Origin of the sequence: Streptomyces sp. SID8374 (assembly GCF_009865135.1) — a bacterium.
Classification (GTDB): Bacteria; Actinomycetota; Actinomycetes; order Streptomycetales; family Streptomycetaceae; genus Streptomyces.
Genome location: NZ_WWGH01000001.1, coordinates 1710297 through 1723770 on the forward strand (window position 1 = coordinate 1710297; position 13474 = coordinate 1723770).

General features: G+C 69.9%; 10 protein-coding genes. 3 read left to right on the forward strand and 7 right to left on the reverse strand.

Annotated features, from left to right (window positions below):
* Positions 1 to 23: 23 nt before the first annotated feature.
* Positions 24 to 1751 (reverse strand): carbohydrate-binding module family 20 domain-containing protein, encoded by a 1728-nt coding sequence (locus GTY67_RS07660; RefSeq protein WP_161278179.1) that lies wholly within the window; start codon positions 1749 to 1751, stop codon positions 24 to 26.
* Positions 1752 to 2303: 552 nt separating this feature from the next.
* On the opposite strand from GTY67_RS07660, the gene GTY67_RS34465 reads away from it, so the two are divergent.
* Positions 2304 to 3146 carry a hypothetical protein gene (locus tag GTY67_RS34465; RefSeq protein ID WP_202461358.1) on the forward strand — a complete coding sequence of 281 codons (843 nt, stop codon included), beginning with the start codon at positions 2304 to 2306 and terminating at the stop codon, positions 3144 to 3146.
* 253 nt (positions 3147 to 3399) lie between these two features.
* On the opposite strand, the gene GTY67_RS07670 is transcribed toward GTY67_RS34465, so the two are convergent.
* The 5 genes from GTY67_RS07670 to GTY67_RS07690 all read right to left on the reverse strand — a co-directional run bounded on the left by GTY67_RS07670 (position 3400) and on the right by GTY67_RS07690 (position 9420).
* Positions 3400 to 4458, reverse strand: a complete 1059-nt coding sequence (locus GTY67_RS07670; RefSeq protein ID WP_176727508.1) for a LacI family DNA-binding transcriptional regulator — start codon at positions 4456 to 4458, stop codon at positions 3400 to 3402.
* Positions 4443 to 6119 carry a glycoside hydrolase family 13 protein gene (locus tag GTY67_RS07675; RefSeq protein WP_161278180.1) on the reverse strand — a complete coding sequence of 559 codons (1677 nt, stop codon included), beginning with the start codon at positions 6117 to 6119 and terminating at the stop codon, positions 4443 to 4445. The genes GTY67_RS07670 and GTY67_RS07675 overlap by 16 nt, the downstream gene beginning before the upstream one ends.
* A 115-nt stretch (positions 6120 to 6234) precedes the next feature.
* The gene (locus tag GTY67_RS07680; RefSeq protein ID WP_161278181.1) at positions 6235 to 7113 is read right to left on the reverse strand and encodes a carbohydrate ABC transporter permease; all 879 of its coding nucleotides are present in this window, start codon (positions 7111 to 7113) and stop codon (positions 6235 to 6237) included.
* The gene (locus tag GTY67_RS07685) at positions 7110 to 8129 is read right to left on the reverse strand and encodes a sugar ABC transporter permease (RefSeq protein WP_093691792.1); all 1020 of its coding nucleotides are present in this window, start codon (positions 8127 to 8129) and stop codon (positions 7110 to 7112) included. The genes GTY67_RS07680 and GTY67_RS07685 overlap by 4 nt, the downstream gene beginning before the upstream one ends.
* A 19-nt stretch (positions 8130 to 8148) precedes the next feature.
* Positions 8149 to 9420, reverse strand: coding sequence for an extracellular solute-binding protein (locus GTY67_RS07690; protein WP_161278182.1), 1272 nt, complete (start codon positions 9418 to 9420; stop codon positions 8149 to 8151).
* A gap of 361 nt (positions 9421 to 9781) precedes the next feature.
* On the opposite strand from GTY67_RS07690, the gene GTY67_RS07695 reads away from it, so the two are divergent.
* Together GTY67_RS07695 and GTY67_RS07700 are read left to right on the forward strand one after the other, a co-directional pair.
* Entirely contained in the window at positions 9782 to 10837 is a 1056-nt protein-coding gene (locus GTY67_RS07695; protein ID WP_093691796.1) for a LacI family DNA-binding transcriptional regulator, read from the forward strand.
* 76 nt (positions 10838 to 10913) lie between these two features.
* Positions 10914 to 11813 (forward strand): phosphatase PAP2 family protein, encoded by a 900-nt coding sequence (locus GTY67_RS07700; RefSeq protein ID WP_093691798.1) that lies wholly within the window; start codon positions 10914 to 10916, stop codon positions 11811 to 11813.
* A 54-nt stretch (positions 11814 to 11867) separates the two neighbouring features.
* Here GTY67_RS07700 and GTY67_RS07705 read toward each other — a convergent pair whose 3' ends face one another.
* Complete coding sequence (locus GTY67_RS07705) at positions 11868 to 13466, reverse strand: amidohydrolase (RefSeq protein WP_161278183.1); 1599 nt, start codon at positions 13464 to 13466, stop codon at positions 11868 to 11870.
* Positions 13467 to 13474 lie beyond the last annotated feature (8 nt).

Here is a 13474-nt window from a genome sequence, read left to right on the forward strand (position 1 = left end):
TCCGGCCCACGGGGAGTTACGGGTCAGCTGCGCCAGACGTCGGCGGTCAGCGTGACCTTTCCGGAGGACGGGACGGTGGCGGTGCGGTTGGCGCCGCTCTCCCAGGTGACGTTGCCCTGTCCGTCCTTGCGGAGGTACTTGTACGCGAAGGACGTCCCGGCGGGCAGACTCACGTCCAGCTTCCAGACGGGGTACGTGGCCGGGTCGAGTTTCAGGGCGGCCGCCGGGTTCCAGTTGCCGAGGGCGGCCTGGTCGCCGGTGACGTAGATGTTCTGGCCGAGCTGGGTGGTGGCGTTGACGCCGAAGGAGGCGCCGGACTGGCCGTTGCCGGGGCCCGGGTTGGAGCCGCCGCCACCGGAGCACGTACGGGCATTGGCGTGCAGGGCCACGGCCGTACCGGCGCCGAGCGTGGCGGTGAACTGGCCGGAGCCGTTCACCGTGACGCCCCGGCCGCTCTGCACGTCGCAGTAGTCACCGGCGGGCAGGGAGGTCTGGAAGGTCCGGGTCAGCGGGGAGGACTCGTGGTTGATGGCCACGTACGCCTTGTTCCCCCGGCCGAAGGCGATCTGGTCGCCCCCGTTGTCCCACCAGTTGGTGACGGCCTGGCCGCGGGCCGCGTTGCGGAAGCCGACCATGGAGGAGACCTCGCGCCAGTCGTGCTGGCACTTCCAGCCGTCGGCGTAACAGGCGTTCACCTGACCGTTGTTGGGAGGTCCGGCGTCGTGGTCGCTGAACTCGTAGCCGGAGTGGACGTCCGGGGAGCCGTAGGGCCAGGCCAGCATGAAGACGTTGGCCAGGGTGTAGGCGGAGCCGTTCTTGTAGCTGAGGGTGTCGCCGCCGCGCTCGGTGTCGTGGTTGTCGACGAAGACGGCCGACTTGCCGGACTCCATGAAGCCCCAGCCCTCGCCGAAGTTCTTCAGGTTGGCGAGGTTCTCGTTGAGGAAGACCTGCTTGAGGCTGCGCGCGTACCGGAACTCCTGGACGTCCCCGGTGCCGAGGTACTCGGAGGGCGAGACGGCCTCGCCCGCCCCGTAGATCGCCTCCTGCTTCCAGTAGGCGTTCGGGTTGGTCAGCCGGGACTTGATGTTGGCGAGGTCGGCGGCGGGCATGTGCTTGGCCGCGTCGATCCGGAAGCCGTCGACCCCGAGGGAGAGCAGGTCGTTGAGGTAGCCGGCGATCTTGCCGCGTACGTACTCCTCGCCCGTGTCCAGGTCGGCGAGGCCGACGAGTTCGCAGTTCTGGACGTTGGCGCGGTCGTTGTAGTTGGTGATGGGCGTCTGGCAGTGGTTGAGGTCGTTGACCGAGTAGAGCCCCGGGTAGTCGTACTTGGTGTACGACGAGCCGCCGGTGCCGGTGCCGCTGCCTGCCGACATGTGGTTGATGACGGAGTCCACGACGACCTTGACCCCGGCCGAGTGACACGTGTTGACCATGGCGGAGAAGGCGGCCCGGTCACCGAGACGACCGGTGATCTTGTAGCTGACGGGCTGGTACGACGTCCACCACTGGCCGCCCTGGATGTGCTCCTGGGGCGGTGAGACCTGGACGTAGCCGTAGCCCGCCGGACCGAGGGTGTCCGTGCAGGCCTTGGCTATGGAGGCGAACTTCCACTCGAACAGCACGGCGGTGACGTCCTTGTCGCCCGGAGCGGCGGCCCGCGCGGGCGCGGCGCCGAATCCGGTGGGGATGACAAGGGCGGCAGCGGCGCCGGCCACGAGGGCGAGCGCGGCAGACAGGGGTCTGCGTGCCATGTCTTTCCTCCTGCGGGGGTGGGGGAAACGCGGGTGACGGTGCAGCCTCAGCCGGCAACGCGCCATGCCCTCAAGGCTCCTGAAGGTTCTTGCTGCAAGAATGCAAACCTTGCCGCGGACCAGACCGTACGAGCCCGTCAGGGACTGGTCAACCCTTTGGACATCCCCCGCTCACATCCACGAAACAAGCCAGTTTTCTTCGCGGTTTCTTGCTGCAAGGTCTTTCGCAAGATATTGCGGGCCTGTTACGTTTCATCCGACTCCGGTCCGGTCGGCCGAGGGTTCCGGGACCGCTCGCGGTCCCGGACTCCACGCGCCCGGCCGGCCGGGCCGGTCACGACAAGAGAGGCGTCCAGGAGTCGCACAACTCCCCGCCGGCCCTTCCTGGGCCGACTCCTGGACGCCTCTCCTGTACGTGTCGCCACTGTGCCTATCGTTGCCCGCCAGCGCGATCGGGACGCAGCCGCCGCCGACGAGGCCAAGGGTTATGTCCGTTTTACTGCCTCGGATATCGCATCTTGTCCAAGCCGGTTCACCGATACCCTCTCGGGCATGACAACCGCACCCCGCCCCCGCTTCTCCGTACGACTCGGAATCTCCAAGGCCGTCGAGGAGACTCCGTACGACGGCGTCCCGGAGCACCTCCTGGGGCCCTTGCGCCACTGGGTGGGGACCAACTTCACCGACTACGACCCCGACGCCACCGCGATCTGTCTACAGATGCGTATTGGCGTGCCGCCGAACCAGAGCGCACGCAGCAGACTCGTCGCCACTGATGGCTGGGAACTCCTCGACATCGTAGACACCATCCTCGGCTATGCGGATGAGCATGGTTGGGATGGCCGAGATGACGACCGACCATTGGCGCGGCTGTTGGACATGGCCGGATCTGCTTACCAGGTCAACAACCAAGGTGACGGCCTGGAGGAACGCATCACTCCAGGCGTCCGCGAAGCGGTGAGCCAAGCCGTCTCCGATGCGGAGGCCGAACCCACCGCCGGGTCAGCGGCCGAGCACCTGTCCACCGCCTGGCGAGCTGCGTACGGGCTCCACCCGGATCCGGTGCGGGCGTACAGCGAGGCGATCAAGGCCGTCGAATGCGCGGCGCACTCGGTCATCCAGCCAAACCACGGCCGGGCCACTCTCGGCACCATGCTGGGCGAGGTCGGGAACGCACGAGCGAAGTTCACCACGGCCATCTCCACTCCCCCGAGCGGGGACCCGATCGCCCCAATGGAAGCGATGATGCGTGCACTGTGGGACGGACAGACTTCCCGGCACGGCAAGCAGACCCCGACCGTGCCCGAGACACTGGAGGCCGCGCGGGCCGGCGTCCACCTCGCAGCCGCCCTCGTGCAGTGGTTCAGCTCCGGTGCAGTGGTCCGTACCCCTTGATACGAATCGCGCCCTGAGTACCTGAGCCGCCCGCTACAGGGCACCGTGAGCCGTGGACCTGCCGCTGACGTGCCAGCACGTCAACCTGCGGGCTTGTCGGCCTGCCTGCTGTCCAGCCAGGCCTACACGACTTCGTCCAGGTCCTGGCGAACCTCGATCCCAGCAAGCACGCACTCCGCTCGGAACCCGCCTTTGGAGGTCTTCCGGGAGGTGCCTGGACGTGTCCCCGGTGTCCCGGTCAGCCGTCTTCGGGTCAGCCGCTCCGTACCGCCGCCGTCGAACCCCGTACGACCAGCTCCGGCTGGAAGACGTACTCGGTGCGCTGCACCGGGCTCCCGCCGATCTCCTCCAGCAGGGCCCCCACCGCGGCCGCCGCCATCGCCTGCACGGGCTGGCGCACCGTCGTCAGCGGCGGGTCGGTGAAGGCGATGAGCTGCGAGTCGTCGAAGCCGACGACCGAGACGTCACGCGGTACGTCGAGTCCCCTCCCCCGGGCCGTCCGCACGACGCCCAGGGCCATCAGGTCGCTGCCGCAGACGATGCCGGTGCACCCCGCGTCCAGCAGGGCGCCCGCCGCCACCTGGCCGCCCTCGACGCTGAACAGGGTGGAGCAGACGAGCCCTTCGGCCTCCGCCCGGTCCATTCCGAGCAGCGAGATCGCCGCCTCCACGAACCCGTCCCGCTTGCGCCGCGAGGGAACGTACCGCTGCGGGCCGATGGCCAGGCCGACCCGGCGGTGGCCGAGGTCGGCGAGGTGGCCGACGGCCATCCGTACGGCAGCGTTGTCATCGGGCGAGACGAACGGGGCGCTGATGCGCTCGTTGTAGCCGTTGATCAGGACGAACGGCACACCGCGCTCGGTGAGCGCGGCGTACCGTGCCGGGTCGGCCGAGGTGTCGGCGTGCAGCCCGGAGAGGAAGACGATGCCGCCGACGCCGCGCTCCACGAGCTGTTCGACCAGCTCGTCCTCGGTTGCCCCGCCCGGGAGTTGGGTGCAGAGCACGGGCGTGTAGCCGTGCCCGGCGAGCACCTGCTCCACGGACTGCGCGAACGCCGGGAAGATCGGGTTGGTGAGTTCGGGTGTCACCAGGCCGATCAGTCCGGCGCTGCGCTGCCGCAGCCGTACGGGCCGTTCGTAGCCCAGGATGTCGAGGGCCGCGAGCACCCGCTGACGCGTGGTGTCCGCGACGCCCTGCTTCCCGTTCAGGACCCGGCTGACCGTCGCCTCGCTGACCGCCGCCTGGCCGGCGATGTCGGAGAGGCGGGGCGCGGCCGTGGTCCTGGGTGCGGGCAGTGTCACACCGTCCACCACACCGTGGTGTCGGCGGGGAGCACGGCCTCGGCCCCGTCCACGGTGACCGGGGAGCTGGCGAGGAGCACCCGGCCGCGGGCGGTGACGCGGACCGGGGCGCCGGTGGTGTTGACGGTGCAGACGAAGCCGGGGCGGGCGAGGACGAGGACGCCCTCCGGGCCGTCCAGCCACTCCACGTCCGTGCCCGCGCCGAGGCCCGGGTGGTCGCGGCGGGCGGCGATCGCGGCCCGGTACAGCTCCAGCGTGGAGCCCTCCACGCCGGTCTGCGCCTCCACGGACAGCTCGCCCCAGCCGGCGGGCTGCGGGAGCCAGCTGCCGCCTTCGCCGAACCCGTACGACGTGCCCTCGCGGTTCCACGGGATCGGGACGCGGCAGCCGTCGCGGAAGCCGTCCTGGCCATCGGCGCGGAAGAACGAGGGGTCCTGGCGGGCCTCGTCGGGCAGGTCGGTGACGTCGGGCAGGCCCAGCTCCTCGCCCTGGTAGACGTAGGCGGAGCCGGGGAGGGCGAGCATCAGGAGGGTGGCGGCGCGGGCCCGGCGCAGGCCGAGTTCGCGGTCGCCGGGGGTACGGATCTGGGTGCCCAGGCCCGCCGGGTTGGCGAAGCGGGTGGCGTGCCGGGTGACGTCGTGGTTGGAGAGCACCCAGGTGGTGGGGGCGCCGACCGGGCGCATGGCGTCGAGGGAGGTGTCGATGACCTTGCGCAGCTCCTCCGCGTCCCAGGCGGTCGCCAGGTACTGGAAGTTGAACGCCTGGTGCATCTCGTCGGGGCGCACGTAGTTGGCGGTGCGCTCCACGGTCGGGGTCCACGCCTCGGCGACGGCGATCCTCTCGCCGGGGTACTCGTCGAGGATGGTGCGCCAGCTGCGGTAGATCTCGTGCACGCCGTCCTGGTCGAAGAAGGGCATCACGTCGTTGCCGAGCAGCTTGAGCTGGTCGTGCGAGCCGAGGTCGGGCAGGCCCTCCGCCTTGACGAGACCGTGGGCGACATCGACCCGGAAGCCGTCGACGCCCATGTCCAGCCAGAAGCGCAGGATGGAGCGGAACTCGTCGGCGACGGCCGGGTGTTCCCAGTTGAAGTCGGGCTGCTCGGGGGCGAAGAGGTGGAGGTACCAGTCGCCGGGGGTGCCGTCCGGGTTCACCGTGCGGGTCCAGGCGGGGCCGCCGAAGATGGACTCCCAGTCGTTGGGCGGGAGTTCGCCGTTCGCCCCCTTGCCGGGGCGGAAGTGGTAGCGCTCGCGCAGGGCGGAGCCGGGGCCCTCGGCCAGGGCGCGCTTGAACCACTCGTGCTGGTCGGAGGAGTGGTTGGGGACCAGGTCGACGATGATGCGCAGGCCCAGGCCGTGCGCCTCGCGGATCAGGGCGTCGGCGTCCAGCAGGGTGCCGAACATCGGGTCGATGGCCCGGTAGTCGGCGACGTCGTACCCGGCGTCGGCCTGCGGGGAGGCGTAGAAGGGGGAGAGCCACACCGCGTCGACACCGAGGTCCCGCAGGTAGGGCAGGCGGGCGGTGACGCCGGCGAGGTCGCCCATGCCGTCGCCGTTGCCGTCGGCGAAGCTCCGCGGATAGACCTGGTAGATCACCGCGTCCTGCCACCAGCCGGTGCGGTGGCCCGGGGCGTCGTCGGACGTGCCGGTGGAGGGGGCAGCGAGGTGCTGGGTCATGTCGTCCCTGGGGTGTCTGGGTGGGGAGCGGCGCCGGTGGCCGGGTCGGGGTTTCCGGCGCCGCCGTGACAACTGCGGTGATGCGTGCGGGTTCTGGTGGTCCAGGAGGGGTCTCTCAGCCCTTGACGGCTCCGGCGGACATGCCGGTGACCAGGTGCTTCTGTGCGAACAGGAAGACCAGGGCGGCCGGGATGGCGATGAGCACGGAGGCCGCCGTCATGGGGCCCCACTGGGCGCCGTACTGGTTGACGAACTTCTGGAGTCCGCCGGCGAGCGTCAGGTTCTCGTCACCGACCAGGAAGGCGGAGGCGTACGCCACCTCGCCCCAGGCGGTGATGAAGGAGTAGAACGCGGTGACCGCGAGGCCCGGCTTGGCGAGCGGCAGGATCAGGCGCCAGAAGGTGCCGAACGGGGTGAGGCCGTCGACCTGGCCCGACTCGTCGATCTCGCGCGGGATGGTGTCGAAGAAGCCCTTCATCATCCAGGCGCAGAACGGCACCGAGATGGTGAGGTAGGTGATGACGAGACCGGCGGGCTGGTTGAGCAGGCCCAGGCTCGCCATGATGTTGTAGATCGGCACGATGAGGACGGCGACCGGGAACATCTGGGTGATCAGCAGGGTCCACATCAGCCCGCGCTTGCCGGGGAAGCGGAAGCGGCTCACCGCGTAGCCGGTGGTGGCGGCGACGAAGACACCGATGACGGTGGAGAGCCCGGCGATGATCGCGGAGTTGGCGAACCAGGTGAGGAACTCGGTGTCGCGGATCAGGTTCGTGTAGTTGACGAACGTGGTCTCGCGGAAGAAGTCCGTGGTGGTCGCGTACTTGGCGGGCTTGAGCGAGGTCAGCAGGACCCACAGCACCGGGAAGACCGCGATCACCGAGGTGACGATCAGGGTGAGGTGCAGCGCGACCGAGGCGAGCGGCGAACGGTCGCCGCGGAGGCGGACCTTGCGCCCGGTGCGGCGTGCGGAGGTGTCGGTAACGGTGGTCACCAGTTGTCTCCCTGGGAGCGCAGGACTCGCCGGTAGACCACGGCGAAGAGCATCAGGAGTACGAGGATCAGCACGCCCCAGGTGGAGGACTGCGCGAAGTCGCGCGGGCTGATCTCGAAGGAGAACTTGTACGCCTGGGTGACGAGGATCTGGGTGGCCTCACCGGGTCCGCCGCGGGTCAGCAGGAAGATCACCGGGAACATGTTGAAGGTCCAGATGGTGGAGAGCAGGATCACCGTGGTGGAGACCGGGCGCAGGCCGGGCAGCGTGATGTGGCGGAACCGCTGCCAGGCGGTGGCCCCGTCCATCTCGGCGGCCTCGTACTGCTCCGAGGGGATGGACTGCAATCCGCCGAGCAGGGCGACCATCATGAAGGGGACGCCGAGCCAGACGTTGACGGCGATGACCGCGAACTTGGCCCAGGTCGGGTCGTTCAGCCACGGGATGCCGTCGATGCCGACACCGCCGAGGACGGTGTTGAGCAGGCCGCGCTCCTCGTTGTAGAGGAAGCGCCAGGCGAAGACCGAGACGAAGCCGGGGATGGCCCAGGGCAGGATCAGGGCCATGCGGTAGGCGGAACGGCCGGCGATACGGCGGTTGAGGATGTTGGCGAGCGCCATGCCGAGCGCGAACGTGATGCTCACGCAGGAGACCGTCCACACCAGCGTCCAGCCGAGCGTGCCGAGGAACTGCGAGCCGGTCAGCGCGTCGATGTAGTTGTCGGCACCGACGAACTTGTAGGTGGCGGGCAGTTCGTTGACGCCGATCGTGCGGGCGACGTTGCGCTCGTTGGCGTCGGTCATCGACAGGTAGATCCCGCGCAGCAGCGGGTAGCCGATGATCACGCTGATCACGACGACGACCGGGGCGACCATGGTCCAGGCGTACCAGTGGGTCGACAGGCCGCGCCGGAAACGGCCGGGGGCCGGTGGTGGGGTGCCAGTACCGCGGCTCCGGCCGCGGGCGACGTCATCGCCCGCGGCCTTCACCACCGACTGGCTGGTGTGGACAGCCATCAGTCGGCCAACCTTCCTGTTACTTCCAGTCCTTCAGGAGCTTGCGGTACGCGTCGCCGGTGGTCTTCGCGGCCTTCTCCGGCGTGGTCTGGCCGGTGAGGACCTTGGTGTACTCGATGCCGAGCGGGGCGAAGAGGCTGCCGCCCTCGGGGATCCAGGGGCGCTCCACGGCGGTCTCGACGACCGGCTTGAAGAAGCCGACGATCTCGCTGTTGACGGCCTCCTTCTTGGCGTACGCGGAGGTGCGCGTCGGCAGGAGGTTCAGCTCACCGGCGGTGGTGGCCTGGGACTCCACGGAGGTCATGTACTCGACGAAGGCGTAGGAGGCCTCCAGGTTCTTCGAACCGGCGTAGACCGCGAGGTTGTGGCCGCCCTGCGGGGCGCCGTGGGCGGCGGAGCCGGCCGGGACCGTGGCGATGCCCAGGTTGTCCTTGTCCGTGAACTCCTTGCCGGTCAGCGTGTCGGCGACGGCCCAGGGGCCGTTGATCATCATCGCGACGTCGCCGTTCTTGAACGCCTGCATCATGTTCTCCCAGCCGTCCGAGGCATCCGTCTTCGCGGTGCCGTCGTCGACCAGGGCCTTGACCGCCTTGAACGCCTTGACGCCCTCGGGCTTGTCCACGGTGACGGTCTTGGTCTCGGCGTCGACCAGGTCGCCGCCCTCGCCGTAGAGGAAGGAGAGGAAGAAGTACGGGTCGTCGCCGCGCAGGTAGAGGCCGGTCTTGCCGGTCTTGTCCTTGATCTTCTTGGCGGAGGCCTTCAGCTCTTCCAGGTTGGCGGGCGGCTCCACGCCCGCCTTCTCCATCAGCTTCTTGTTGTAGAAGATGCCCATGGAGTCGATGACCTGCGGAACCGCGAAGGTCTTGTCCTCGAACCTGGTGGACGCGACGGCCTGCGGCAGGAAGTCGTCCTGGTTCTTCAGGGCGGGGGTGCCGTCCAGCGGGGCCAGGTAGCCGAGGGAGGCGAAGTCCGGCGTCCAGGCGACCTCGGAGCGGATCACGTCGGGGGCGGAGCTGCCGGCCTGGGCCGCGTTCTTGAACTTGTTCTGCGCGTCACCGAAGGGGACGCTGACGTACTTGACGTCGACCTTCGGGTGCTTCTTCTCGAAGCCTTCGGCCAGTTTCTTGAAGACCTTGTCCTCGCTGCCGACGCTGGAGGTGTCCCACCAGGTCACGGTGCCGGAGAGCTCACCCGAGCTCTTGCCGCCGTCGGACTTGTCGCCGCTACCGCAGGCGGTCGCCGCGAGCGCCAGGGCCGCGACCAGGGCGGTGGCCGTTATGCCACGTCGCATCTGAACTCCTTCAACTGCCGTACCGCTCCGTCGCGGCGCCGGGTCGACGTGAACGTAACAAGGATGAAAGACCACCGAAAGACCTTGCGGAAGATTTCTGCAAGCCCTGTTGATCGTTACATTCGCGTGTCCTCAAGGTTGCCGTCAAGCCCCTTGACGGAACCGGCGGACCCCTGGCAGGGCCAGGCCACGTACGGCATATCCGCAGTGCGACGATCCGACCGCAGCCCGCAGCGGAAGACCGCAAGAGCTTGCAAGACCTTGCCGGGGCGCAGGGCCCGGACGGGGCCGGTACGGGGGTGCGCGCGCCCGTACGACGCACAGTGGGCAATCCGACACCTGGCCGGTACAGTCCACTGACATGACCGCACGGCTTGCCGATATCGCAACTCAGGCGGGGGTCAGCGAAGCGACGGTCAGCCGAGTCCTGAACGGCAAGCCCGGGGTCGCGGCGACCACCCGCGAATCCGTTCTCGCGGCCCTCGACGTCCTGGGCTACGAACGCCCCGTACGGCTGCGCCGGCGCAGCGCGGGCCTGGTCGGACTGATCACCCCCGAGCTGGAGAACCCGATCTTCCCGGCGCTGGCCCAGGTCATCGGCCAGGCGCTGACCCGGCAGGGGTACACCCCGGTCCTCGCCACCCAGACCCCCGGCGGCTCCACCGAGGACGAACTCACCGAAATGCTGGTGGACCGGGGCGTCTCGGGCATCATCTTCGTCTCCGGGCTGCACGCCGACACCTCGGCCGACATGCAGCGCTACGAGCAACTGCGCGGGCAGGGTGTCCCCTTCGTCCTGGTCAACGGCTTCTCCGCCAAGGTGCAGGCCCCCTTCATCTCGCCCGACGACCGGGCGGCGATGCGGCTGGCGGTGACCCACCTGGTGGCGCTCGGCCACACCCGGATCGGCCTCGCGGTCGGCCCCAAGCGCTTCGTGCCGGTGCTCCGCAAGATCGAGGGCTTCCACGCCACGATGCAGGAGCAGCTGGGCCTGGCCCCGGACGAGGTCGAGGAGCTGATCCAGCACTCCCTGTACACACTGGAGGGCGGCCAGGCCGCCGCCTCCGCCCTGATGGAGCGCGGCTGCACGGCGGTCGTCTGCGCGAGCGACATGATGGCGCTCGGGGCGATCCGGGCGGCCCGCAGGCTCTCCCGCGAAGTCCCCCGGGACCTCTCCGTGGTCGGCTACGACGACTCGCCGCTCATAGCGTTCACCGATCCCCCGCTGACCACCATCCGGCAGCCGGTGACGGCGATGGGCCAGGCCGCGGTGCGCACGCTGCTGGAGGAGATCGGCGGAACCCCGGCTCCGCACAGCGAGTTCGTCTTCATGCCGGAGCTGGTGGTGCGCGGGACGACGGCCGCCGGTCCCGGTACGGGTCCCGTAGGTGGCACAGGGTCCCACCCTCGTCCTTGAGGTGCAGAATGTGCGACCGGAACCCGACCGGAGGATGATCGAAGGCAGGGGAATCTCTATGGAAGACTCTCTGCCTATGGGTGAGACGGACGTGACAGCGCAGGAAGACGGGAAGACCGGCTGGTCGGACCGCTTCCGATCCCTGCGATCGCCCCGCCGCCCCCGGCTCTGGTTCGAGATCCTGCTCATCGCGGTCAGTTACTGGCTGTACTCGCTCGTGCGCAACGCCGTGCCGGAGCAGAAGACCCAGGCCCTGAAGAACGCGGACTGGATCTGGTCGGCGGAGAAGTCCCTGGGCCTCGCCTTCGAGGAAACGGTCAATCACGCGGTCAATTCCGTGACATGGCTGATCGTGTCGATGAACTACTACTACGCGACCCTGCACTTCATCGTGACCATCGGCGTCCTCGTCTGGCTCTTCCGCCGCCACCCCGGCCGGTACGCGGCGACCCGCCTCGTCCTCTTCGCGACGACGGCGGTGGCCCTGCTCGGCTACTACCTGTATCCGCTGGCGCCACCCCGCCTGATGAACGGCGCCGACTTCATCGACACCGTGCTCGTGCACGAGACCTGGGGCTCCATGGCCTCGGGCAACTTCAAGAACATGTCGAACCAGTACGCGGCGATGCCGTCGATGCACATCGGCTGGTCCCTCTGGTGCGGCCTGACGATATTCGCCCTGGCCTCGGCGCCCTGGGCCCGCATCCTGGGCCTGCTCTACCCGACGCTCACCCTGGTCGTCATCGTGGCCACCGCCAACCACTTCTGGCTGGACGCGGTGGGCGGCATGGCCTGCCTCGCCTTCGGCTACGCGGTCTCCCGCGCCTGGTACGGCTCGCTGCCGCAGCACCTGCCGAAGTGGGTGCCGGGGAAGCGGAGCGGCCGGCTGACGGGGGTGCGGGCGGCGGCCCGGCTGCCACGACCGGCGGCGGAGCCGGAGCCCGAGCCGGAGACGGCGGGGGCACGGAGACCGTAGGCACACAGTGGTGCGGGCGGACGCGATGTCCGCCCGCACCACTGTTTCCGCGTCTCAGCTGCGGTGCACGATCCGGCCGCCCGTGACCGTGAGCCGGACCGGCGCCTCCCCCAGCTCGTCCGCCGGGGCCTCCACCGGGTCCACCCCGAAGGCGGTCAGGTCGGCCCGGAAGCCGGGCGCGATCCGCCCCGCCACCTCCTGCTCCCCCGCCGCGACGGCCGCGTGCGAGGTGCAGCCCTCCAGGGCCATCAGCCCGGTCAGCGCCTGTTCCGGGGCGACGGGCTCGGTGTCGTACGCCCCCGGAAGCCGCCGCAGCCGTGCGGTGGCCAGCACCTGCCGTACGTCGAAGTGGGCGATCGGCCAGTCCGAGCCCAGCGCCAGGTAGGCCCCCGCGTCGCGCAGGTCACGGCAGCGCCAGGCGCGGGCGGCGCGCTCGCCGCCGAGCCGCCGGGACCAGGCGTCGGTGTGGTCGGCGCGGGTGTACGCGGTGTGGGTGGGCTGCATGGAGGCGATCACCCCGAGCCGGACGAACCGCTCGGCCATCTCGTGCGGGATCGACTCGATGTGTTCGATCCGGTGGCGGAGCCGGCCGCTCTCCCCCAGCCCTTCCACGGTGTCCAGGACGTGCCGCACGGCCGCGTCCCCGATGGCGTGGGTGGCGGTGCGGACGCCGGCGCGGTGGAGATGGGTGACCGCTTCGGTGTACGCGGCCGGGTCCGGCCAGAACGCCTCGGTGCCCTGGCCGTGGCAGTCGGCCTCCTCCAGCCAGGCGGTGCCGCCCTCGACGGTCCCGTCCATGAAGAACTTGACCCCGCCGACCCGCCACAGCCGCCCGGCCTCGCTCTGGAGACGTACCAGCTCCTCCAGCGCCTCCTTGTCCGCGCCCGGCATGCACCAGGGTGCGAGCCGGAGCCGTACGGGCAGGTCGGTGTCCTCCTCCACGGCGGCCAGGAACCCGGGCACGGAACCGTCCCCCAGGTCCATCACATGCGCCCCGGTCAGCCCGGTGGCGGCCATCGCGGAGAGCAGCTCCACCAGCCCGGCGCGGCGCTCGGCCAGGGAGGGCCGGGGCAGGAACGGGGCGAGGAGGTCCATGGCGGCGTGCTCCACGAGGTGCCCGGTGGGCCGCCCGTCCCGGTCGCAGACGACCTCGGACCGCTGGGCGAAGGTACGGGGCCCGGTGATGCCCGCCCGCTGGAGGGCGGCGGCCGAGGCGAGGGCGGAGTGCCCGTCGTAGAGACGGAGGAAGGCGGGCGCACCACCGAGGGCGTCCTCGATGTGGCTGTGGCTGACGGGGAGGTCGCCGAAGGCGTTGTGGTCCAGCCCCCACCCGATCACCCACCCCTCGGTGCGCGGGGCGGCGGCGAGGGCGGCCCTGAGCTGGTCGAGGTCGCGGACGGCGGTGAGGTCGGTGCCGGTGGCCATCTCCAGCCCCCACACGGGGTGGCTGTGGGCGTCGGTCAACCCGGGGGTGAGGGTGGCACCGGCGAGGTCGAGGTGCTCGGTACCGGGTCCGCGCAGCTCACGTAGCTCGTCGGCGTCCCCGACCCCGATGATCGTCCCGCCCTTGACGGCGACGGCGGTGGCTTCGGGCCGTCCCGGATCGAGGGTGCGGACGCGGGCTCCGGTGATGAGGAGGTCGGCTGCGGGCACGGTGATGG